Annotated in this window: 23 protein-coding genes; 17 read left to right on the forward strand and 6 right to left on the reverse strand. The window is 38.5% G+C overall.

What is annotated here, in order from left to right:
• Positions 1 to 5: 5 nt before the first annotated feature.
• Positions 6 to 476: a hypothetical protein gene (locus R8N47_RS19410; RefSeq protein WP_025633942.1), complete on the forward strand. Its 471-nt coding sequence runs from the start codon at positions 6 to 8 to the stop codon at positions 474 to 476.
• Between the two features lie 243 nt (positions 477 to 719).
• Here R8N47_RS19410 and R8N47_RS19415 read toward each other — a convergent pair whose 3' ends face one another.
• Positions 720 to 1,415 carry a hypothetical protein gene (locus R8N47_RS19415; RefSeq protein WP_025633943.1) on the reverse strand — a complete coding sequence of 232 codons (696 nt, stop codon included), beginning with the start codon at positions 1,413 to 1,415 and terminating at the stop codon, positions 720 to 722.
• Positions 1,416 to 1,625: 210 nt separating this feature from the next.
• Between R8N47_RS19415 and R8N47_RS19420 the strand changes: the two genes are divergently transcribed.
• The 3 genes from R8N47_RS19420 (at position 1,626) to R8N47_RS19430 (ending at position 4,431) form a co-directional block, all read left to right on the forward strand.
• Complete coding sequence (locus R8N47_RS19420; RefSeq protein ID WP_025633944.1) at positions 1,626 to 2,261, forward strand: hypothetical protein; 636 nt, start codon at positions 1,626 to 1,628, stop codon at positions 2,259 to 2,261.
• 155 nt (positions 2,262 to 2,416) lie between these two features.
• Entirely contained in the window at positions 2,417 to 3,535 is a 1,119-nt protein-coding gene (locus tag R8N47_RS19425) for an AAA family ATPase (RefSeq protein WP_025633946.1), read from the forward strand.
• A gap of 2 nt (positions 3,536 to 3,537) precedes the next feature.
• Entirely contained in the window at positions 3,538 to 4,431 is an 894-nt protein-coding gene (locus tag R8N47_RS19430; protein WP_025633948.1) for a DUF4435 domain-containing protein, read from the forward strand.
• A 62-nt stretch (positions 4,432 to 4,493) separates the two neighbouring features.
• Here R8N47_RS19430 and R8N47_RS19435 read toward each other — a convergent pair whose 3' ends face one another.
• From R8N47_RS19435 to R8N47_RS19445, 3 genes are all read right to left on the reverse strand, one after another.
• Positions 4,494 to 5,765: a phospholipase D family protein gene (locus R8N47_RS19435; protein ID WP_025633950.1), complete on the reverse strand. Its 1,272-nt coding sequence runs from the start codon at positions 5,763 to 5,765 to the stop codon at positions 4,494 to 4,496.
• 352 nt (positions 5,766 to 6,117) lie between these two features.
• Entirely contained in the window at positions 6,118 to 7,164 is a 1,047-nt protein-coding gene (locus tag R8N47_RS19440) for a ParB N-terminal domain-containing protein (RefSeq protein ID WP_025633951.1), read from the reverse strand.
• Between the two features lie 10 nt (positions 7,165 to 7,174).
• Positions 7,175 to 8,419 (reverse strand): ParA family protein, encoded by a 1,245-nt coding sequence (locus tag R8N47_RS19445; protein WP_025633952.1) that lies wholly within the window; start codon positions 8,417 to 8,419, stop codon positions 7,175 to 7,177.
• Positions 8,420 to 8,673: 254 nt separating this feature from the next.
• Between R8N47_RS19445 and R8N47_RS19450 the strand changes: the two genes are divergently transcribed.
• Positions 8,674 to 8,967: a hypothetical protein gene (locus tag R8N47_RS19450; RefSeq protein ID WP_025633953.1), complete on the forward strand. Its 294-nt coding sequence runs from the start codon at positions 8,674 to 8,676 to the stop codon at positions 8,965 to 8,967.
• A 296-nt stretch (positions 8,968 to 9,263) separates the two neighbouring features.
• The gene (locus tag R8N47_RS19455) at positions 9,264 to 9,515 is read left to right on the forward strand and encodes a hypothetical protein (RefSeq protein ID WP_025633956.1); all 252 of its coding nucleotides are present in this window, start codon (positions 9,264 to 9,266) and stop codon (positions 9,513 to 9,515) included.
• Between the two features lie 281 nt (positions 9,516 to 9,796).
• Here the strand turns inward: R8N47_RS19455 and R8N47_RS19460 are convergent, their stop codons facing one another.
• The gene (locus tag R8N47_RS19460) at positions 9,797 to 10,477 is read right to left on the reverse strand and encodes a hypothetical protein (protein WP_025633958.1); all 681 of its coding nucleotides are present in this window, start codon (positions 10,475 to 10,477) and stop codon (positions 9,797 to 9,799) included.
• Between the two features lie 189 nt (positions 10,478 to 10,666).
• On the opposite strand from R8N47_RS19460, the gene R8N47_RS19465 reads away from it, so the two are divergent.
• The 10 genes from R8N47_RS19465 (at position 10,667) to R8N47_RS19510 (ending at position 22,100) form a co-directional block, all read left to right on the forward strand.
• Positions 10,667 to 13,528, forward strand: a complete 2,862-nt coding sequence (locus R8N47_RS19465; protein ID WP_203347290.1) for a hypothetical protein — start codon at positions 10,667 to 10,669, stop codon at positions 13,526 to 13,528.
• A gap of 44 nt (positions 13,529 to 13,572) precedes the next feature.
• Positions 13,573 to 13,893, forward strand: a complete 321-nt coding sequence (locus tag R8N47_RS19470; protein ID WP_025633960.1) for a hypothetical protein — start codon at positions 13,573 to 13,575, stop codon at positions 13,891 to 13,893.
• Complete coding sequence (locus tag R8N47_RS19475; RefSeq protein WP_138058892.1) at positions 13,883 to 14,335, forward strand: hypothetical protein; 453 nt, start codon at positions 13,883 to 13,885, stop codon at positions 14,333 to 14,335. Before R8N47_RS19470 ends, R8N47_RS19475 begins: the two co-directional genes overlap by 11 nt.
• A complete protein-coding gene (locus tag R8N47_RS19480; RefSeq protein ID WP_138058891.1) occupies positions 14,284 to 15,159 on the forward strand; it encodes a hypothetical protein in 876 nt (291 codons plus the stop codon). The genes R8N47_RS19475 and R8N47_RS19480 overlap by 52 nt, the downstream gene beginning before the upstream one ends.
• A 366-nt stretch (positions 15,160 to 15,525) precedes the next feature.
• Complete coding sequence (gene recA, locus R8N47_RS19485) at positions 15,526 to 16,524, forward strand: recombinase RecA (protein ID WP_044129452.1); 999 nt, start codon at positions 15,526 to 15,528, stop codon at positions 16,522 to 16,524.
• A gap of 40 nt (positions 16,525 to 16,564) precedes the next feature.
• Positions 16,565 to 17,116, forward strand: a complete 552-nt coding sequence (locus R8N47_RS19490; RefSeq protein ID WP_025633965.1) for a hypothetical protein — start codon at positions 16,565 to 16,567, stop codon at positions 17,114 to 17,116.
• Positions 17,117 to 17,252: 136 nt separating this feature from the next.
• Entirely contained in the window at positions 17,253 to 18,155 is a 903-nt protein-coding gene (locus tag R8N47_RS19495) for a hypothetical protein (RefSeq protein ID WP_025633967.1), read from the forward strand.
• Between the two features lie 11 nt (positions 18,156 to 18,166).
• Positions 18,167 to 19,639 carry a S8 family peptidase gene (locus R8N47_RS19500; RefSeq protein ID WP_077202322.1) on the forward strand — a complete coding sequence of 491 codons (1,473 nt, stop codon included), beginning with the start codon at positions 18,167 to 18,169 and terminating at the stop codon, positions 19,637 to 19,639.
• A gap of 121 nt (positions 19,640 to 19,760) precedes the next feature.
• Entirely contained in the window at positions 19,761 to 21,266 is a 1,506-nt protein-coding gene (locus R8N47_RS19505) for a 3'-5' exonuclease (RefSeq protein WP_025633969.1), read from the forward strand.
• Positions 21,267 to 21,302: 36 nt separating this feature from the next.
• Positions 21,303 to 22,100 carry a hypothetical protein gene (locus tag R8N47_RS19510; protein ID WP_025633971.1) on the forward strand — a complete coding sequence of 266 codons (798 nt, stop codon included), beginning with the start codon at positions 21,303 to 21,305 and terminating at the stop codon, positions 22,098 to 22,100.
• A 214-nt stretch (positions 22,101 to 22,314) separates the two neighbouring features.
• Here R8N47_RS19510 and R8N47_RS19515 read toward each other — a convergent pair whose 3' ends face one another.
• Positions 22,315 to 22,569 (reverse strand): hypothetical protein, encoded by a 255-nt coding sequence (locus R8N47_RS19515; protein WP_203347291.1) that lies wholly within the window; start codon positions 22,567 to 22,569, stop codon positions 22,315 to 22,317.
• Positions 22,570 to 23,043: 474 nt separating this feature from the next.
• On the opposite strand from R8N47_RS19515, the gene R8N47_RS19520 reads away from it, so the two are divergent.
• Positions 23,044 to 24,165 carry a hypothetical protein gene (locus R8N47_RS19520; protein ID WP_318070376.1) on the forward strand — a complete coding sequence of 374 codons (1,122 nt, stop codon included), beginning with the start codon at positions 23,044 to 23,046 and terminating at the stop codon, positions 24,163 to 24,165.
• Positions 24,166 to 24,238: the final 73 nt, after the last annotated feature.

Below are 24,238 nucleotides of genomic sequence, written 5' to 3' on the forward strand. Positions count from 1 at the left end.
CAATTATGTTTACTTATGACTATAAAAACGATTTATCTCTCTTAGCTGAAGCGTTTAAACAGAGTGAAAGCACAATAAAACTGTGGCAGAAATCAAAGCCGAAACAGGCTTTCATGTTGGATAATGCATTCAACTACTGTAATGATTACGATGAACTAAAGCTATTTGTCAACAGGCTGGTGGAATTGGAAACCATAAAAGAGGTTAACGCCGAACTAGGATTGCCTAGTGCTCCAGATCGACTTGTAGATGAAGGCTTCTCTAAGTCTGCCTATTGGAAGTGGTTTAAGGAAAACAGGCACTTGTATGTTGCGATGGTTATGGGGTATTCAGAGTTTAAGGTTCAGAACCTAGTAACCAATACTAACCAGGATTTGATAGCCAAGATACTAACTAACCTAAGTAAAAAGGAGCTGGTATCGCTCTACACCTCTGACCCAGATAGTTTAATTAAGTTAATCAATACGCTTAAGTGATGTGAATTTTTGGGGTGATATACAGTGTATATTCTAATGGGACCAGTATTGATGTCACATTGTAAATATACACTGTATATTTTAAAGGGAGCTATTTGTTAAAATAGTATACAGTGTATATTACTCAGATATCCATCTGGCATAGTGTTCCAGAACTCTTGATTAACTATTAATCAACATGGTTGTTCAAAAAAAAGTATTAGAATATACAATGTATATTCTTAATCTAAAGTGTTTTAAATACTACAATTTTTCAGAATCAAGCGCGTAAGTACCCATCATAGTTGCATCAGCCGAACTGTTTTTCATACTTATGAAAACCACGGACTTACTTTTATCGAATTGGTCATTCGTGCACCCAATTAGACAACGACCCACTTTATGTGGTTTTGTTAATTTGTATATTCCAATGCCGATAGCATTGATTGCTCTAGCGAAACTCTTAGATAGTCCTGCCATAATCAACTTGTTGGCCATTTCGGACAGCTCCTGAGCATATGAATCTGTCATGTTTTCTGCCTTTATCTTTATCATTGAGCTCGAACCAAGCCACCAGTTGTTGTAAGCACCAGACTTACCTTGTGCGAGGACAATGTCTTCGATTGTGTACTCAATACCGAAAATGGTGAGTATGATACAACCACGAATGGCAAAATTGAGTTTACGTGGAATGTCATCCATATAGGTATCTGCTATTGCACCTCCTAGGCCGTTTTCTTTGGGCCAATTTACATTTGACACTAGCCAGTTAGAAACTTCATGTGACCCCTTCCTGCCAGCAAGTACAACCAATTTTGCTGGCTCCTTGTGACAAGCGTTGTAGCAACGGACTCCATCATAAGGTTGACCATGGGTGATACAATGGGATTGTTCTATGAAATTGATATTAGTTAAGCCATCGAGATTAAATTCAAATGCGTTTGAATGAATGGTAGCCACAAAATACTCCTTAGAAAAAGCTCACTTGCCGATACGAATTAATGAATACAGATAAATACTTTCGGAATAACTAATAGTTCATAAGTAAACAGAATGTAAGGTGAGCCTAAGAAAAAAGAATCTAAGTTTGAGCTCTGTTGATACAAGAATGATCTAAGCTTGTTTAGATGAATTAACAAAATAATAGTAAAATTAAGATAAGGGAGATCCATGGAAGGATTGGGTATTATTGTCTTTAACGGTATAGGGATGCTTCTGTGTTTCTCTATTGGTTCTTTCGTTGCGTACTTTGGTTATAAAATTTTCAAAAGAGGCGCCTCGTTAAAGGAAGAGGAGCAACTAATCGAATGGAACAATCTCAAGGTTTCATCAAAAGGTGGAGGAGCAATAGTTACATCATGTTCAGCAATTTGGGCAATTGTGGGCTTATATGTTAGCCCTGGCATTTCAAATACTCCAAATGGGCCGGATTATACATCAATTCATAATAAACAGAATATAGAACTTAAGGTTGCAAGTGCGTACGTTGATGACCCTGAATCTATATTGGATAACCCTGAAGAGTTAAAAAAGTATTTTTCCGAGAGTTTGTCATCAAGAGACTATGACGTTGGAATTATTCACGTGAATGGCCGAATTGGAAGGTTGGATTCAGACTCAACAAACTACTTGGTTGATAGTTCAGGAAATACGACCTTAACAGCTGAGGCAGAAGGGGAGTTTGGTAAAGTACTAGTTTTATTCAGACCAAAAGTTAATGAAAAAAATCAATTGATATTTGATGCAGATGCTTTGGTTAAGAATGTGGATATAAATCGTCTAGATAAAGTAAAGAGTTCAGACTAATAAATCTTTACTATTCAAGCTACGTTGGTCTTTGGTCATTACCCATAAATCACTGAATAACCCACAGAAACAGAAATACCCAGAATCAATATGCACTTTACGACATTACCTCTAATGGTACAATGCGACATAATTTTCAATAAAAATACTACAAAATGTTCCTAAGAATAGAAAAAATTACAGTTAAGAATCTGTTTGGTTTTTTAAACTATGACATTGAACTTCCAGAGTCCGATCATGTGGTTATTACAGGCCCCAATGGCTATGGTAAGACTATGCTTCTCAAATTGATTCATAATGCTATCTCAAATAACTACAAAGAATTATCTAAAATAAGTTTTGATACATTCGAACTGAAAACCAATCTTGGTCTTGTCCGTTACTTCAACTCAGAATCTGGTATGCAGATCGAGTCATTTCTTAATGACGCAAAAAAGATCATCATTCCTTCAACCCAAAACTTGTCTGAAGAAAAGGTATTTGATTACAGAAAAGCTTTTTCTATTCTTATCCATTCTGTACATCTGAATGACGAAACTGAAGCATATAGCATCATTACAAAGCAAAGAGCGTTTCTAGAAGATAAAATGAAGTTTGCGCTAAGTAAATTGCACAAGCTTGACCAGTTGGTTTATGACTTATTTTCATGCATTTCAATAGAATCACACGAAGTTCAAAATAACGCATTACCGTACATGCAGAAAGAGAGGATAGTTGGCCTACAAGACCTGTTAGCACCTTACACTCGTTTCGGATTGCTACCAAAGTCGAGTAAGTATCTCGAATTGAATGACTTAAACCTTGTATCAGACTACACCATTAACTTGAGTGATAAATTGGATGAAATATTCTATGAAGAATCTTTGCATGAAGACTTTGTAGGACGTTTGAGCGAGTTCTCGAAGCTAATTGAGAAGAAAAAGTTTTCATTTAAAACTATAGCAGTTAACCCGGAATACGGCTTCGCATTCTTCAATCATGTTGGTGCTAATATACCTTTAGAAAAGTTGTCTTCAGGCGAGAAGAACCAAGTATCTATTTTCTTTGATCTAATTTTCAAAGCAGAAAATGGTGCAATCATTTTGATAGACGAACCTGAGGTATCTCTACACATTTCATGGCAGAAAGACCTCCTTAATGAGTTCTCTCAAATATCAAAGTTTAATCACTACTCACAGCTTATAGTAACAACGCATTCACCGGATGTGATTGGTGATGAATGGGAAAGTTCAATTGACCTCTTTGACAAGCATGTGATTGCAAAGAGTAACTAGTTATGTCGAGTTTAAGAGATGCTACCAGAGAACGTAGCGATGAAACTAAATTTAGCGCTCTGCTTTTACAGGTCCAAACTGACCACGTAGGCAATAGGATTATATTTGTTGTTGAAGGCGACTCCGATATTACTCTGTTTAACATGGTGTTGAGAAATACAGAGTTCTTTTACTGCACTCCAGCAAGTGGAAAGGCGGATGTCATAGAAGCTGTTGATAGGCTGAGGACTCGTATTTCTAATCAAGTTTACGGTATAGTCGATGCAGACTTCGACCACGTACTAGAAAAGACTTACAACGATACATTTATGACGGACGTGCATGATGCAGAAATTATGATGCTTCATGATGAATTTATCACAGATTTTATAACTGAACATACACAAAATCATATTCTGGGTCCGATGCAGATCGATGAAGTTGGTCAGAGATTAATGAGTAATCTGATGAGCGTCTGTAATGAAATCGGTCTTGTAAAACTCGCTTGTAGGTTGCTGAATTTGAATGTGAGATTCAAAGGTATGAACTACTTTACTAGCGAAGCTGTGACGGTTAACGATTTTAATGTGTCAATAAACATTCAAATCTTAATCGAAGCTGCAATCAGAAGAAGTCCGAGAGTAGAACAAACTCATTGTATCGACATATACAATAAATACGTAGAGTTAAATCAAGCTGGTTATTGTATATATCAGACCGCGAATGGGCATGACTTTTGCCAGTTGCTGGCTCAAGTGTTTAAGCAACCATTATCATCAGATAGAAATGTAACTGTCAAAGGGGTAGAGAAGTATCTTCGAAGCAAATATACAAAGGAGAACTTTGAGCGGACTAATTTATATGAGCAAATGATTAGACTTATTGAGACCGATGCAGAGGTAGAAGAAGTAGCGTAGTTTTTAGGATATCATATTGCCTCATTTCAACAGAAGTGAGGCGTCAATAACTATAACTTTCGTTACTCACTTACTTGAACAACTTTGTTGCCGAAGTATCTTAGTACTTTAGTTGTCCTACCGTTGATGACTGGCAAATCTTCTTTGTTAATCCATCCAATTAGCTCCTGAACATTAGATTTTCCGAATTGGTTCAACTTATACTCACTATCGTATATGCAGTTTGCCATACGTGTTACAGGGTCTCCAGTGCCGTATAGTAGGTATATCAGAGTCTTTTTTACCCTCTGTTCTTCATTACTTCCCATAAAGCTCTCCTTTAATGTATTGAGGCCACCTTTGTAGAAGCGAAACCGGTCATGGAAAGAGTGCAGAACGCAAAGTGCCTCAACTATATCAATCATTGAAGCTGATATGATTGCTTCCTTTGAACCGAGGACTTTTTTTATAAGGGGATAATTATGCGGAACAATGCGATCCTCAAAATGTTCCCATTTTGTATTCATCCATTCATTAATAAGTTTTGCCGTTTTAGACCGTTGTTGTTCATCCCATCCAAGAGGTTGGTGCTTCCAAGTGTCTTGAGTGGCATAGAAGTCGCGAACAAAGCTGAAGAATGAGTCAATTTCTAATCTTAATGGTATTAAGTCACCGTTAACTTTTCTATCGAAGGTTTTGTAGATTTCTACTATTCGATTAAAAGCACTAACTGATTCTTGATATGAACGCTGGTATGTATCTTGGAAAATAGACTTCTGTGATGCTTTCTTTTTACCGCGATTGATGTTCGAGAAGTTCACATCCCCCATGGTGTCGATGACATCGTGTTCCATGTCATTTAATAGTTTATTTGCATGATAGTACTTGTTATAGATACTCCGATAGCATTTGACTGCATCTCTATTGAGCACTTTTGCGTCACGCCAGTATTCACTGAATAACTCTTGCAGTTCTATAAATCTATGATCTTCCGGGTGGATGCCAATCATAACTTCTTGATTAGAATATATGGCGGATCGAGTTAGATTCGCTGAACCCAACAAGATGGACTTATCACCAAAAATGTAAAGCTTAGGATGGAATGAGTTGGTCGTGAAGAACCTAGCTTCAACCTTATTATTGTTTAGTAATCTATCTAGTGCAGATGGTGAGGTTGGAAAACCAAGTCGCACAATGATTTTTAAATTACATCCTTTTCCAAGGACCTCATCTATAACATCAAACTCTGTGAAAAAAGCTGAAGCAATGAATAAGTCCATTCCATCTTCTATATGATCTGTGATGCCATGTTTAATGAAATCATTTTTTGAAGTTCGATTAGTATACAAGTCCATTGGTTTGCTCTCATCACTCTCTTAAAATAGTACAAGCCATTGAGGTTGATAAAAGAGTAACTTATATCAGTAAAAGGATACACTGGCCTAAAGAATTCTGTGGCTACAAGCTTATTTTCGCAAGTTTGGAGTTGATCAAGTAAAGATATTAGGGGAGGGGGAGTTGTATATTTTCTGGTTTGAAAAAAAGAACCCCCTCCTACGCAAAAGCGTAAGAGGGGGACAGAGATAAACGCTTGGGGGCAATTTAACTCCGAAGCGAATTATATACAGGTTTACAGCTTAGTTCAAAGAAAATGACACTATAAACAGTTAAATGCCCAATTTTTCAGCATGATAGATAAACGCCACACTATATGGATAATCCCCAATCTCCTAAAAGCTGATCAAGCTGCTGCTTTTGCTCATCGCTTATATTTTTAACTGTGAAACTGAACTCACCTTTCAAGGAGTCATGTTTTACGTGAACTTCAGAGCCGTTATCAAGTTTCTTCTTAAGTTTCTTTGGCTTTGTCAATGCATCTTGCCCTTGATCCTCATCATGCTCGGCATAGCTGTATGACAGAATCTTTTTTACGATTTGAGCGTTGGCGTGTTTAGCACTTAATGCTGTAAGCCTTAGGTTTTCTGTCTCTTCTAATAAAGATGAGCAAAAATTTTCAAAGCCTGATTTTTCTTTATCAGAAAGGCTAGTTATTTTCTTGTCTAATTCAATTATTGAAGGTCTTCCTAGATCAGGAACACTAGGAATGACATCTATTAGCCATTTTGGTAGCTCTGCCGCTTTTATACCAGCTGAGACTAAGTTTTTGTCATAGCCTTTCTCGGTGGCAATCTGAATATTGTTCAAACCTTGTTCTTTCTTGAGGTTCAGCCATTGCTTACCTAACTCATAGAGAGACATGGGTCTATGTGTATTACTTACTTCAGATAAAGACTGCTTACTTTCGCGTGTAATATTTTGACTTGTAGCATAGATCTTAAAACCGCGCTTACTGTAGAAACAACCGCTTCTGCGTTGAGAGCCATCAATAACTTCATAAGTGACACCCCCTTGTGAATCAGTGTGTTTTATAGCAAGACCGGGATAGAGTTGACCCTTATCAGAGATCTTGTTGGTAATATCTATAACTGACAGCCGAGACATAATTGATTGATCTCGAACATTATCCTCTGATACGAATGTTTCGGCTTCAATTTTATCAAAAGGAATTTCGACCAGTTGAAACAAGACTTCTTGGCCATCAACCGCAATTTCTAGTTCGGATACTCCTGCTTGAGCTGCCTCGTTAAGGAGTTGCTCCTCTTTCGTTGTGATTGCAACACTATCTGATGATAACTTCGAGGTACGATTACCACCTGGTGTATAAGCTTGGACATTTCTTCTATGACTTGACATGGTGCCCTCTTTATAAATCGATATCTTTTAAGTGATCTTTAAGCTCATTTGCTAAATCAATTACTGAGTCCTTAGAGTCACGTAGCTGTCGAGGGATACAAATACCTTCGCTAGAAGCGACATCTAGTACTGTTCGATAATTTTTGGCTGCGGTATCAAAAGCATTTGAGCGAATGATGTAGTTATTGAATACCATGGAACGGTACTCATCTTTGATACGATTTGATAGCTCAGTATCTCGGTCTTTCTCTTCTTCGACGTTGGTACGGGCAATTTTAATCCAACGAATACCTTCTGAACCTTCTGGCAAAGCTCGAACCTGGTTAGGTAAATTATCCAAGAATTGAGTTGTGGAGCTCCAGTCGAGAGCCTTTGGAGATACTGGTACCAACAAACCATTACAAGCGTACAGTGCACTCCAAGTAAGCGGGTTGATTTGAGGTCCTGTATCAATAAAGATTAAGTCGTATTGGTTACGAATAGGGTCGATAACTCGTTCTTTTAATCTTGGAATTAGGTTTTCTTCTCCGAGCCAATGTAAAGACGAAAATCGCTCATCCTCAGGAAACGCTGGCATGATTCGAACATTAGGTAAGAAGGTATTAAGGATTGCTTCATCAATAATATCCTCATGACTTAAACCATAATTCACGAAATTTTGATATAGAGAATCTTTACCCTCAAGATCCGCTGTCATAATGTCAACGGCAGTGAGTTGGTCCAGATCATTTTGTTTGTATTCCTTAGATTGAGCGAACAATTTAAGTGAACCCTGTGGATCTAAATCAATGATTAGAATGCGGATACGTTCAAGGTGCTGTAAACCTAATGCCTGAGCCAGGTTAATAGTCGTCATGGACTTACCTGTACCACCTTTCTGGTTCTGTACATTGATAATATGAGTACCACGATTAAAATCAGACCATTTTGGCTTACCAGCTAAATCGAGAATTTCATGAATATAGTCTGGCGAATACGCATACTTACCACGGATCATTTCAGGTGGTTGATAGCCTTGCTCCACCCAATCTTCTTCCTTTTTCTTAAACGTGTTGACAGAGTCCCAGCCACACATTTTGCTCATTTTGGTTTGTGGAACTGAGTGATTAAGAATGACCTTGCTGACTTCAAACTGTTCATCGAGTACAACCTTCGATTGCTGAAGGATGTTTGCTCGACGTTCTGACTCGGTACGACTTACGCTCTCGTTTGCTTTTTCCAAATTCTGCAAAACGGATTCAGTGACTGATGACATTGTGACTCTCCATAAAATTGACAGTCACATTGTCAATTAACAGGTGATGACTGTCAATGATAATTAATGGGTATCAATGATATGTTGAGGCTATCATTTTTATTTGAGGCTTTCATCACAGAATCCTAATGAAAAAAGTCAAATACAGTGCGAACAGAATCTATAGGTTGATTTTGTCGCTGTATATGGTCAGATATCTGAGTGTACAGAAACACAATGTATAAGCTAAGCTATTAATAAATAGAGAAAAAATAATGAGCGACATTAAAGAGCAATTGCTAGTATTTTTGAGAGAACGGACCGCGGTAGAGGCTGTTGTGTCTCCGAGTGTTTATGTAAAAAGTACTGCAATCCCACGCGAAGATAAGTTAGAAATTGTATTACATCGGCAGTCTACTCCATATAACAGTAAACATTTCATTGATGTGATGATAGAAGTACCTTTAGAAATCAACAGAAAAAATTACGAAATTATTAAGAGCTGGCCTATGTGCAAACTAAACGAATACTCAGATTCTAGTATGTTATTAGTGAAACGCGAAGACTAAAAATCTTGAGTTGTTGAGTAAAGTATGCTTAACGTATATAGTTAAGCATACTTTACAAAGATAGGTTTCTTGTTACCGTGACTAAAGACGAATACATTGAGTGCTATAAACGAAAAGGTTGGACTACAGCACACCTAGCCAATCGGTGGGGGTTTAGCAAGGTAAGAGTCTACCAAATTGCAGAGGAAGTTGAGCTAGGGCATAGTAAGAAACAAGCTCATATAGATATGCTTAACGGGCTACCCAAAGCGCCAAAATCTATTCGAAAACCCTATAAAGAAAACTAGGAGAAGCTTGTGAAAAGGCTTGAGAATGTAATGGAGAATAACAACCTAGCTTTGAGCTTTGGTCCTGCAATAGACTTCTTTGTTGACTGGGGCTTCAAGATAGCGCTTTTAATTTTTGTAGTGGTGTTTATTTCATCTCTAATCACTACTTACTTCAATGGTGCACTACATACTAATGCTCTGTCTGTATTTGGATTGACAGGTTATTTAATCGCTAGTGCTATATATCAAGGCCTGAACGATCATCATCGGGGATACTAATATAAATTTTTCATTTGGCGCTATACAAGAATTGAATCGCGTTCCGTCGCCGGAACGCTGTGAGTCAAAACAAGGTCAAACGTGATATGACATTCAAAGCCGTGCTCCGTTCGGAGACCATTTACTAAGTTGGTGCTCCTCTTTGTTTGGTTCATTTGATAGTGTTTTTGCCTGAGGTTTTTGACCAAGCAAAGCACTTCTTGATCGCTGCTTCTACGATAGATATTTCTACAAAACTACCACTTGTTTAATCCTCTTCGGTATCAAGTGGCATTAGCCATTTATTGAAAGCACCCTAAATCTAACAGTTGCCTTTTTATTTCAGCGAACTGGTCAATGTCAATTATGCTTAGTTGCAGCATTCTATTTGTAATGAATTTTGGTGTTACGTTCATCTGTAAAGCTATCTGCCTCAAACCAATATCTTGACTCAAGTAATTCATCAATTGCTCGTCACTCGAACTGTTCCAGCTATTGGTGGAACGAGGAACACTTTGAGTGATAGTAGTGTTGGTCGAGGTTGCATTTTTCGGCAATTGTTTAGGTTTAATTGATATTTGGTTCTCTGTGTTGTGGCATAAAGAACTTATGCTTTCTACTAGCCCAATTAGACCGTACTCAAAATGAATGTATGGAGTGAAAGTGATAGAAACTATAGATGCATTAGATAGTATCGACTTCGCTAAATCCATTTCGTTGCATTTGTTTTTAGGGATCAACAAATTTATCTTGCCTTCACATTTAGTCTCGATACCAATTACAAGTCCGCCTCTTTTTTCGTGCATTGCATCACTAATAACACCAGCAAAAGTACATTTGGGGCTAAACTTTGATACTCGTTTTCGCCAAGCGTCTCGGTCACGACTTTGCAGTGAAGTAATATATTGCTGACTTGTAGAGGCTGATTTTGGTCCAACAGAGATAATCCATTTAATGAGTGATGGCCAATTTGAGATTTTCATGAGCTGTACCTGAAGGATAATTACACAGTATAAATACCACATTAACACACGCGCGAGTTGAAATAAATCGAATTTATAAAGATTATGGAATATAGTAAATATGTCATTTGAGGATAAATAACAAGGTCTAAAATTATGGTTTATAGCTATATCATTACCCGAGATAGAGAGCGTATTGTAGACAACCTAATGGAACACGGTGAGTTTTCTAATGGTTCAATTAAAGGTAAAGAGTTAAGCCTTGATCATCCATTAGCAAATGAGATGGTAGATACCTTAAAACTAGTGCCTCAAGGCATGGCCAATACCTATTACACCCTTCACCATTTGAAACAGCAAGATTGGGATGTGACTCATGAAAATGGTTATGAGAACTCTCTCATTGCGAGCTTTAGTTTAAATGGAAACCTAAGTTCACTTTTAGATAAAGTCAAAAGTGGAGAGGGGTTTAAGGTAGAAACGAATACCTTCCAGGAGTTCATTGAATCGAATCAAGGTATCGATTTAATCGTAGATTTTCAAAATACGATCACTCAGTCTGATTGTTGGACACCCCAAGGAAAATTAAACAACCCATTAATATCGAACTTCACTGTGGATATGGAGCGTCTTTCAGAGTGGCCCGGCATGCTCGAAGCACTAAATAATCTAGGTATTGATTCAACAAATTTAGAAAACGCTATTAGTGAAATTGGTTTAGAGTCTGCTCTGGAGCTTTGTAAAAGACCAGAAGTACTTTTAGCTTATCAATATAGCCAGGGAAGATTTGCAGACTTGCCAAAGAAGAATCTACCCGGTGCAAGATTTATTCAGAATTTAGATTTAGTAGAAATTGCTGAAGAGTACTTGAAGTTCACTACTGCTCAAAAGCTTGAGGGCGTTGAACCAGACTTTAAACAGTTTTTGTTAGAGCAAGGGGAATCATTAAATGACAAAATTGATAGCGCCGTTAAATCACAAGTTTTATCGTTTATGAATGAGATGCAGCTCGATGACTCCAAAGAAAGTATTGAGTTACTAGACGAAACTGCAACAACACTATACAAACAATTAGATCCGCGAAACGAATTAATGGGCTTAAGGTACCACCTTGAAAAATTACTAGACGTATATACAAAAGAATCAGAAGTAGACCATGAAGCTCTATCATTACAATTAAATTTGCAGTTGGATGAGTACAGTGAGAGGGATGCTTTCAATACTTGGTTATTAAACAACATCTTAGAATGCAAGTTAGAGCCGAGTGTAGAACTAAAAAGTAAACATGAAGCTATGGCCTTCCTTGAAAACTCCAATAATGTCACTATTCCGCAGATGATGGCAGCATTAGTACATTTATCTAACCAAGACCTTAGTAAAATACAAGCGACCCTGGATGGTGAGCTTGTTGGGCCAACTAACCATACATCTGAGTATTATGCGGACCTTATTAAAAAATTTGAAGGGATAGTATCCCAGTTATCGGTGGACCAAGGTATTGATGTATCAAAAGCAAAGGAAGATGTATTCAGTAGAATAGTGGAATCTTTATCGCTAAACAAACCTGTTTCGCAAGAAGCTTTGAGCGATAGTTTATCGAATGAATTATACCAGCTAGCTGAGGCTACAAGGTTTTCGCCAATAGGTTCTGAGAAAGCTGACCCCATTCAAAAACTGACCATAAAAGATGTTCGAGCAATCATTTTACCTGAAGCAGTAACTGAGCCTGAAATTATCGATCAAATGTTGGCAATAGAGAAGCTGAGGGAGGAAGGCTTTAAAGGTAAAACTATTCTTTACAGTGAGCTCGAGCGTGATGGTAAAGCTCAAGCTGTACATTCTTTTATAAAACATAATCCTGACACGTTAAGAACAATAGGTGCTGCTCCCACTTCCCAAGTAGATCCTGAGCTGGATATCCCCAAATCAATAAAGATTCTTGAAGAGATTCAGGCTAATCACCCTTACTTAAAGATTCGTGTACATGAAACGATAGATTCAATGAACTTTCTTAGTAATGATCTGAAAAGTTACAGCTCTACACTCGCTGGGGTTGCCCACAATGGTGAAATGCATGTGAATCTACAAAGTGAACATAACGCATATGAGTCAGGACTTCGAAAGACTATTGCACATGAAGCGGTACACTTGGGATTTAAGAAGATGTTCACAAACTCCGAGTATGTGGACCTTATGGAGACTGTTTGGCAAAACATTTCCACTGAAGACAAGGCTACAATAAAACAAAACTATGGGCACCTTGATGAAAACAAGCCTCTAGATAGACGTAGCCTTGCGGAAGAATGGTTAGCTATGAAGGCTGAAAGTATTGATCTAAGAGATATTGATCGTATACAGCCAGTTATTAAGGTTTCATTGGTTAACAAGCTCCAAGGGTTTAGGGATTCTGTTCTCAAGAAATTAGGCAAGGTTACCGAGACCTCTTTAAATGTGGATGAGCTCCTGGTAAACGCGATTAAAAAGGCTGGAGAGTTCAACCAGTTCATTGATGGTAAAGTAATTGATCAAGGTTTGGTCGTTAGAAAAACAGGTTATGTTGAACATGAGCATCAGTCGTTTGACCTGTATCGTGGTTATAAAGCGAATTTAGACGCTGGTAGAAATTTATCTACAGAGGTGCAGATTGCAGCTAAACAAGACTTTATCCATAAGTACTCGAACAATGGGCACATTAAACTCTTAAATATCACTTTCGATAATAATAATGAACCCAAACTTGAAGGTAGTCAGTTAAGCCTACCGTACTCTGCAAACCCCAAGGACCTTCTTGAGATATTAAGGCAGGTTGAGGTAAGTTCGTGGACAGGTAAACCATCTTTGCATTCTAACATAAGTACTGAAATAGAAGCTGTTGACAGGGCTGAAGCAACTCCACCAGCAGTTGTTAAAGCCAAGCTTGGTAATATAGTTAATGAGTTCACTATAGATACATCTGTGAATAATGAAATTCTCAATAAGCTTTCTGGACCAGTAAAAGACAAGTGCAAACAAGTAGACGAAAAAGTTAAACAAGAGGTTGACACTGATATGAATTTAGGAATTGGATTTTAAATTGTATATGCTGTAACCTATTATAAAACAACAGGAGGCTTCCTATGGTTGCTGCAATTGCTCTTCTTCCATTACTTGGTGTTATAGCGGCTATTTTTTGGGGGTTGAATATGTACTACACACTCGTTCCTAACTGGTTAATTCCAGTAGTGTGCGTCGTGGTAGTCGCCTCAATATTCCAAATTAAGGTGACATACAAAGAACTAAATGAATCGGAAATAGATAGTTTTATTGGGCGGTTCTTGTTCTCAATACATCGAACAGTTCGACAGTATATGAGAGCGGCATTTATGCCAGTTGTACCTGATTTTAGTTTTGTAAAACAAACCCTCAATATCATGACGAAACGAAAAGATGATGAATAAGAAATTAATGTTAGCTGTAATGTTGAGCGCCTCCCTTTTCGGTTGTGCTCAAAATGATAGTCTTGATCCAGTATTTGGTTTTACTGGTGAATATGGTGCTGGTGGTACAAGAATCCCTAATAATCCAGCATACTTAGTTGATCCTGGGTTAACTACTGAAACTGAACTATTTAAGATATTCGGTGAGCCCCAACTAACCCAAAGTTTCCCATGGGGTAGAGTAGTTACTTATAGATATTGGGAAAATAAAATTGGGTTGCCGATGTATGAAGAGTATGTTGACTTTGTTTTTAACGATAGAGGTTTCCTTGATAAGGTGGCAACCTATTCTCAAAGGGGCTCTAAGCGGGTTGAAACAAATCAATCCAAAATGATAGAGAGAGAAGAAGAGTGTCCAAGTCACTACACAGTGTGCCAGTCATACGAAAACTTCAGTCATTAGAATCCTCACTTCATGCGTTTGCTCACTCCTTAGAGCAAACGTACTTTAACGTTCAGTTAAACAATCCCTCTGACATCAAACCAATTAAAGCGGTCATTAGAGCTATAACGGCGATCACTTACGATGAATACCAATCAGGACGAGAGTTAAACCAGTTACCTGGAGTGGTCTTCATTCCTGAAGATGTAGTTCCCAAATTACTAGAAGTAAATCATGCCAAAAAGGCATTTTCAGACGCTGTAAAAGAAGCTAAGGCCTCGAGTAAATGCAAAAGCAATACTGCCGCATTGAATTATGTAAGAAAATTATTAACAGAGATAGGCATGCAAAGGGTTCACTTTAAACAATGTGAACGCTTGCTGGTGGTAGAAGAGGCGCTACCTAAAAAAATAGTTTTTTATAACGAATCAAAAGGGTGGGGTAACCAAAAGAAATACTCAAAAGAAGAAGCGCTTGAGTTAGCTAAAGAAATCATTGATAACGGTTCTGATAGCTTTGACATCGTTTCTAAGAAAATTGCAGAGATTTCTGATTCGGAGTTTCTTGTGCACCGGACGCCAAGTCCAACAAGTATTAAAGCGAACATCACTAGATATGTACCAGGAGTGGGAGAGAAAAGTCATTCAAGAGTTGCTTCGTTACCAATATTTGTTGTAACTACCGATATGGATTCAGCGAGAACGGTACTCATTGGTTCTATGGTTTCGATTGAGTCTACCCCAAAGTCTAAAAGACTGGGGTCTAGTAAAGCTCGTAGTAAGTTTGAAGAGCAACCCTATATCTCAACTTTGCGTCTATATCGATATAAGCCCGAATATAGATAGAAAAATTTACAAACCAATCTATAATATATGATATTAAATTGGAGGGTTAGAGATGCACAAGCGTAGAGATAATTTGCAAAAGACGATACTCATTGTTTGGTTTCTGTGTTCTAGCATTGTACTTGGGATTCAGCTATTACCTAGCCCAATTGATAATGCAAGTGCAAGTCAGATAGAGTCAAAAGCCGGAAATCTGGAGCCAGATGACAGCCTGATCAATCTGGATACAATTCTTACCTATATGCCTACCGAAGTACCTCATTCCAGAAATAAACAGTAGCTATAAAATGATTTAATATGGTATTAAATACCATTGACAAACACTTTGCTCAACTATAATATATAACAAAACAGAGCGAGGTAGTTATGGTTACAATAGCTAGCAATAACAGCAATCCTTCACCTAAAAGCGTGGCTCTTGCTGCTGCTTTAGGGCAAATTGAAAAACAATTTGGCAAGGGTGCTGTGCAAAGCCTTGGGGGCGAAGCAACAACTAACAATCTTGACATCGTATCTACAGGCTCACCTAAGCTTGATAAAGCTTTAGGAGTGGGCGGGTTAGCGCGAGGTCGTATTCATGAAATTTTTGGCCCGGAGAGCTCCGGAAAGTCGACATTGGCATTGGAAGTCATTGCTGAAGCACAAAAGAAAGAAAGTATTTGTGCCTTCATTGATGTTGAGCATGCGCTTGATCCTGGATATGCCAAATTAATTGGCGTTAATAGCGAAGAATTGTATGTTTCGCAGCCCAATAGTGCGGAGGAAGCTCTGTCTATTGCAGAAACTCTTGCTCTATCGGGAGCAGTAGACATTATTGTTATCGATAGTGTCGCAGCAATGTGTCCTAAAATGGAGTTAGAAGGAGAGATGGGGGCAGCTAGTATGGGCCTTCATTCGAGGTTAATGTCGCAAGCATGCCGGAAGCTAACAGGTATTCTAAAGAAAACGAATACCATGGCTATTTTCATAAACCAAATTCGTTTTAAAATTGGTGGTTTTGGAAACCCTGAGACAACAACAGGTGGAAATGCTTTAAAGTTCTACGCTACAACGCGAATTGATATTCGCAGAACGGGGAGCTATAAAGTCACCGATTGTACAATGGGTAATGAAACCAGGATTAAGGTTGTCAAAAACAAACTTGCCCCTCCATTTAAACAAGCTGAAACCAAAATATTGTTTGGTAAGGGTTTCGATTACTACGGTGAAGTTCTTGATTTAGGCTTAGATGCTCGAATTATAGACAAACGTGGTACTTGGTACCTTTACAAAAACCTTAAGCTTGGGCAGGGCAGATTGTCAGCGACAGAGGCCTTAGAAAACGACAAAGTCCTTCTTGAAGAGATATTATCTCGGATTAATTAGATTAAGGTATGTTGCGGGAAAACCGCAACATAAAGGCATAATGTTATTTAGTGACTTTCAGAAAAATCTAGACAAATTACCTTTTGATGAATTGCAATCACGGAGAAAGGGGCAGTCTGTACGCTCATTAGCTTATTTTCTTGGCTCAAATGAAGTCGCGATTCAAAAGTACAAAAATAATCCCGACGAACCTGTAAAGGAATCGCATATTCGATGCGTTGATTTTCTTTTGAAAATGCCAAAAGAGCAACAGATCCACATTCTATCTCAGAGTGTAAACAATCCTATCTTAAGCGTTACAGAGTCACAGCGCTGTAAAGTGAAGCATTATGATGCTCTGGAGAGTCGTCTCCTGAAGCTGGGTATGTCGAAGTTAGGGGTGTATTCATTATTGGGTACTCGTAATAGCGTTGTGGATAACGCACGAAAAAAAGGCGCCATGTCAAAAGGCTTGGCAGCGATCGTTGGGTTAACGAGTCGATTTAGTAATGATGAGCTCTTGGAACTAGCTGTCGAATACGAGACATCTGAGCGAAAATTGCCCGCTTTGAAAGAAAAGCTTATGAAAAAGCATTCTAAGTCCTCAACTTAACGACAAAAGTTGAACTGCAAGCTCAAAACGTGAATCTGGATAAGGATAATCTGAGAGCAATCAATAAACTAGCGAAATCGCTGGTTTATTTAGAAAACTAATCTATGTCATTTACGTATAAAAAAAAGGATTTGAAGTGAAAAACTACTTAGCACTCTCGATTTTAGTAGTCCTATCTGGCTGTGGTGGTGGCGGAGAAGGTGGTGGCACCAATAGCAGTAGTGGCGATAAGTCACTTGTACTTACTGTAACAGATCCAACTCAATCACTAGTGGAGAATGGGGAGTCAATAACCGTCCAATTAGAAACAAACTCAAAATCAGATAACTACACTCTTACTGTAAGAGATCCACAGTCGGTTCTCAATCAAATTCCTCTAAGTGAATATGAAAAAAATATTCATTGGTCTGTAAATAAATCGAATTTAATTCTTTCAGCAGATGAATTACTTAAGTCTTCAGGTGATTTGAGCCTCACACTGACACTTGAAGATGGCAGCGAGCAAATATCTACGAACTTTAGCCTTGATATTGTTAACACAAGTCTTAATGAGCGTCTTGAAGTCGCTTCAACGTACATCGATAACAGTGAAGAGATTAAGCAGTTTTCGGAGCTACAATCACTCCAACATGCTTATGAAAAGGTTTTTTTATTGATGGGTCATGGTCAGCTCCCATTTACACCCGAATTTGATGAGCAGGTATACCTGGACAAACTAAACGACATCAAGTTGGCAGTAAGCAAGGTGCATAATGGTGGTATAGAGACTCTACTTGTTAATCCATTATCAAGTTTTGAATCTGAACTAAACGCAAGCGCTAAACAATACATAGATCATCTGAACAAGATTGCCGCAAAAGAGAATAGCCTGAGTGTACTCCCAGCAGTGGATTTCAATGCCTCTTCGACAGGCTATTCATTCTTTAAAGGTAATGTGAACTACGGTCAGTTTACTGAACTGTCAGTTTTCAAGTTCAACCCTGAATTTCAGTTTGTTGAAAATTTAACTGACCCTACTTACGGCAATTGCAGCATTTAAGGACAAATAGAATGAACAAAATCACCCTATCTCTACTAATTAGCGCTGCAGTTTTTAACGGTTATGCTCATGCGAACATTGCAGAACCTATCTTATTTAAAGGAGTCGATCCTTTAGCGATGTCAGACTCAACTGGTTACCACCAGTCACAGTTAAATACCTATTGGGCAGACCAAGACTTACTTAAAGGGGCGAATAGTATTTCTAAGGCCAGAGATACTGCAAAAACCAATAACGTGACACGTGTGGGTGTTATAGATGGAGGCTTTTTAAATACTCCAGAGCTTCCTTTTGTTGATGGATATAGTTTTATCGGAACTGAAGGTTACACAGCAAATTTTGACACACCGATATCTGACCGTGGTGAACACTGCGATATAGGTCATGGCAATATGGTTGCATCACTAATTGGTGCCAACCCTCAAGGGGATGGCGTAAAAGGTGTAGCTGATGTTGAATTGGTTGCAGCTCGAGCACTGAAATGTAGTGAAGCAAAAGTTGAAGACTTAACTGCTGCAATCAAGTGGCTGAGTGGACAAGAGGTTCCTGGTGTACCGCTAATTTCAGAGCCAGTTGATGTTATAAATATGTCGTTAACGTTGCGGAACACAATGTGTGGTGGTGACGTTCAAGACGCGATTCGAGTAGCGCAAGATAAGGGGATTACTTTTGTGGCAGCGCAAGGGAATCGAGGCGTTAATTATGAAACAGGGTTACCAAAAGATTGTCCCGGTGTGATCGGAGTAGGCTCAAACCAATTAGATGGATATAAGTCTGGGTTTTCTAACTTTGATGTTAACGTAGACATTGTTGCTTATGGTGACCGCCTCTCATTGCCGACAATCGTTGATTCGAATAATGATGGAGCTTTGGACTACACCGAAACGGCTGGAACGAGTCTTTCGACACCTCTAGTAACGGGCACAATTGCACTAATGCTCAACGAAAGTCCCGATTTAACTCCTACAGAAATCATTACCATTCTTAAACAATCGACAGGCAAACCAATGGTCGGTGAAGCGGGAAGTGGTTTTCTTAATTATTCTTGTGACAATGGATATTGCGGCTATGGTGTTTTGAATGCATATGAGGCAATGCTTCAAATGAGAAAGTTGTCAGAGGAAGGGGTAGCGTTAAAAAGTCCACTAGCTGGTGAGTGTGATGTAGAGTTTTACTTAGATACTCTCGGTGGTTCTATTGATGTTTGTTCAATGGGGGAGTTTAAGTTAAATGATCATGTCACTAGCGATAACACCAAAATAGAAGTTTATAAAGTTTCAAGCCTTGATTCATTAGATGTGGCAGGTGCTGAATTAGTTACAGACACTACAAATGGAAAACTTATGCTTCCAAATGTGGGTAATGAGCTCTTTGCCTACCGTATGTGTGAAAAGAACTTCGTTGATGAGTACCATTGCTTTAGCGATGAATTAACGCCACTAACGGTTTCTAATCTCGAAAAACCTCACCAATGTAATCTCTAGAAACTGAAATCTAACTAATTGATAAACCCTGGATATTTTCCGGGGTTTATTATATATGATAGTTGACTGCTTTTTGTTTTGCTGTCACAATATACCATATTAAAACGGCTTTGGGGGCAGAATGAAACCAACGTTAGAACAACAAAACGTCATATACAAACCTGTTAGGCTTGCTGTGATCAAAGCGCTTGCAGGAACTGGTAAAACTACATTATTTAGATTGTTCGCGAATGCATATCCAGAGCTAAGAATGCTCTATATTACTTATAATCGTCCGATCGCAGATGCCGCTAATTTACCTCCCAATTGTCTATCACTCACTGGCCATCAGTTAGCATATCAATTCGTAGGAAAATACTACCGCCACAAGTTTGCAGAAAACCTCAGCATGGGGCTGATTAGAAAGCACCTCAGGTGCGACTGGTCCATCGCAAACGGGACTATGGTTACTTTAGAAAACTATTTTTGTAGTGAAGACCAAGAAATAGAAAAAAAACACGCTCCATACAACCCCAAAAATAAAAAATCATTGGATATTCAAGAGCAGCTAGTTTCTAGTGCCAAGCAAATCTGGAATGAAATGCAGTTATTGGAAAGTCCGGTTCCCATGACGCACGATGGTTACCTAAAAGGTTTCTCTATTGCCCAAGTAGATTTGAGCGAGCATTTTGATGTGCTACTTGTAGATGAGGGGCAAGACCTTAACCCTGCAGTGAGAGCTTTTATGAAAGCTCAAACTAATATGAGAGTCTATGTATGTGGCGATGAGTCGCAACAAATTTATCGTTATCGCGGTGCCGAAGATGCACTGAAAGTTCAAGAAAATAGTGGAGCCGAAGTTTTCTCATTAACCCAGTCATTTCGCTTCAATGAACAGGTTGCTACATATGCCAATGCCTTTCTGAACCAACTTGGTGTTCATGAACGGCTTAAGGGGACCGATAATGGCATTATCGAGTCTGTTTTAACTTCAGAAAACGATTTAGATGAAAATCTCCAGATAGCCTATATCAACCGTACGATCGTATTAACGATTGAAGTCGCGATAGAAGCTGACGAACGTGGCAAGAGCATTTACTGGACTGGAGGTTTTAATAACTATCCATTTAACGAGCTCTTTGATTTACTCTACTTGAAGCTAGAGCAGTACGATAAAATACGCTCACGTGACTTTAAGCGTGATTTTACTACATTCGAAGATTTCGTAGAAGTTGCAAAAAAAACGAAAAACATCGATATGGCTAGAATCCTCAGACTTGTCTCTAAATATGATACTGGTTTGTTTGATATTTATGAGAACTTGAAGCGTTCTAAAGTGGATAATATTGAGGCTGCTGAAGTTGTCGTAGGAACTTGCCACAGAACGAAAGGCCTAGAGTTTGACCAGGTGGTGCTAGGGGATGATTTTTGTGACCAATTGAAATTAATCGAGCGTACAGAAGACGAAATTCGAGATGAGTTGAATCTAATGTATGTCGCCATCACAAGAGCCAAGTTACGATTCGTAGAATCCCATCCGTTTCATTCTGTACAACGTTGCTCACAAAACATTTTTGAACTGGCAAGAGAGTTTCAAAAGAACAAAAGAAGTAGCTCAGGCCGTTTTAAAAAGAGACGCCAATCATAATTCTATCGAGATGAGTAAATTAGGAGAAGTAAGTAAATGGCACTATTTGACAGAGAAACGAGAGAGTTGATAGAAAAGTTGATCAATCAGGTTGATGTTGATCTTCGAACCGATTTTAGTATAGGTATCATTTCTAGTGAAAATGAATATACATCTGTCCTAACTGCAGAAATTCGTAATAGGATTAATGCTAGGCTACCGTTAAAATCAGCTGCATTTTCACAGAAGTTGAAATCAAATGAAGAGCAAGCATGGGGCGTTGATGCTTGTGTTTTATTGATTGATTATGACAAGGGAGTCGGGAAACTATGTTTGTTTGAAGCAAAAAGTGATCGGCCAAATTGGGACTATCTGAAACCTAATTATCAACCACCTATCTCTCACTTTTCATCTCAGATAGCCCGTCAGGTAGCACCTAACAAACAAGGATTTGTTGTATGGGAGCAGTTTTATTCCAGCAAACCAAATGGTACACCTATAGGTGACCGAAATCCTAAGGGGTCTACCTGTATTCTCCATCATCTTGCATTCTACCATAATGGTACACCTCCTAATCCGAAAGTTTGGACTGATAATGATATTGATACCCTTGCTCGTGAGTGGCAAAAGGTATCCACAATGGGGGGCCTAGTAAATACGGTTTGCAAATGCAAATTGGGCAAAAGTTTCGATGTTAGTAAACTAGAAGAATTACTCAGTGAACGTATACCTGTGAGGCATATTTTGTTTTTAGAAGGGGGCCGGGCTGTCACAGAAAAAGATAGCTATCATTCTATTGCAAAACAATATCAGGAAAGGTTCCCAGACTATAAAGAGAGCACTGGTAGGCAGTAAGTGCTGATTTATTACTTGGTTTTTTTATCTTAGGTGATTGCTATAACAAGAGCATAATGATTGAAATTCCCTCAATTAGTTAAGTAGACTCGCAAAGTGTAATTCGAACTTTTCCAAATTAGTCAGTTGGTCTTCTCACTTAATGACCAACTGACTAAAAAATAATATGGACTGGATGGCATAGCTTTTGGGGTGCGTTCAGCGTTAGACCTGATTACCTAAGCTTACTGAGCCCGGCACCTAAATGAGAGCCTACTTGTCTTAACTTTTCCTCTTGTTCATGTACCGTGATTTCCAACAACTCACGTTCATTTTCAAGCATGTTGATTCTGTCTTGGCAGTCTTCTACAGCATCGTCATACCCATAGCCGTACATCCTTGCCCCAGTCACTCTGATTAAACCGACTAGCTTTTCTTGTTCGTCGATGTACTTCTCATACTCAGTACTTTGATTATTTACTAAACCCATATTCCCTCCGCTTCATTTCTCTTAGCCTTGTTCGCCCTTGCTCATCGCCAAAAGCCATATCAAACAACTCTCTGGGCGCGAGCTCTTGTACAGTAACTTGTGGTTCTTGACCTGTCTCAAGTTTAGACGTTCGCTTTCCCTTAAAGGGGAGCACATTTGATTTCATTAGTTCTCCTTAAATTGCAATGATTTACCTTGAATGAATGAAACCAATTTATCTTATGGAAAAGCCGTGGACAGTAGCACAAACGCATTAATTCTTGACCTTGACAATTCGTTGAGATTATGGGTGTGAAATGTGTCTGTGATATACATAGATTCCATTAAACAGAACATATTGAATATAAAGAATTAATTTCCAGTTTGGTGTTAGAAAAGTCATAACCTAACGGATCAGTAACTCGATAGGAGTCATTGAAAAAAAAGGTAAATTAGATTAGGTTTGAACTTGTTTTTTTGTTGGAAGTGTAGGTTGTGTCTAGAGAGCTAATTGCCGGATTTAAAAGAAGTTCAGAAAGCAGTTGTTGTGACTTTATTTGCCAAGAGGCTTACAGAGAAGCAATATGCGAGCTTTATCCTGAAGATGTAGCAATTTATAAACAAGCATACGGTCTTCTTCTGGATGCATCTAAAACATGTTTAGAAAGGGTTGAGCTTGAAACTGCATTCTCAGTAAGTGACATAGAACCAGACAAGATCATCGATGGTCCTTTTCATGCATTTGTGTTTAGCGACTATTATTTTGATCTAAACCATTCCGATCGATTTTGGGTTAAAGATATCACTCTGTGTTTACAGCATGAAGTAGAAAGGGCATTAGAGGCTGAGAATTGGGAGGGTGAGAATTTAGAGCAAGAGCTGCAAACAATATCACCTGATTTGGTTAGCATTGCTCAGATGATTGATGAGCAATTTGTCACCGCATTGTCTCCTATTCGAGAATATAAAAACACCTTTTATCACAGGTATTCGCCAACACTTTTCTTTAGTATTTATGATTATAGAGAAGCCTTGCACTACTTCCACCTCCCTTTTGAGAAAAAGAGTGAAGGGCTTTGTTTTTACAGTGCGCCATATACGCTTCATCAGTTCTATCGTGAGTCTTTTGGTTTGGATAACTCTACCAGAAAAAAACTGGTTCCAAAGGAAGCTTTATCTCGGACGTTAGCAAATGAGGAAAGACAATTTACAGTTGAAGAAGAGCACCTCTCTGCTTGGATGGCTCTTGAGTTTTGCGGTTCATCAGACAAAGTGGAACTTATTGATTGGGTCAATATGAGTGTTGATGTTTCTAGGCCTCTTTCCGACAATGAGATAAAGTGGGTAACGGCATGGTTTAAACAATCCCTATATGCCTCTCAAGCAAATAATATCCGAGCTGAAATACAATGCGCTACTTCAATAGAAGAGATTATTAATCTAAACAAGCTGCTAGAATCTATCGGGGGCAGGAAAATAGATGAAACAATAAGTTTGTATCAGTCCAACAACCTTAATTCTCCTCCACGCAGTAAGATTAAAAACTACCTTTGTGGAATGATTTTACACCAAGACCGTTCAATCAACCCTAAAAAACTAACCTACACGGAGTTCTGAGGGATCCCCTCATAATTTCCCCAAAGCACAACCATGTTTGAATAGATTTTGAGCAAGCAGGGTTGCAGCCGCG

It is taken from the genome of Vibrio sp. 2132-1 (assembly GCF_033344315.1).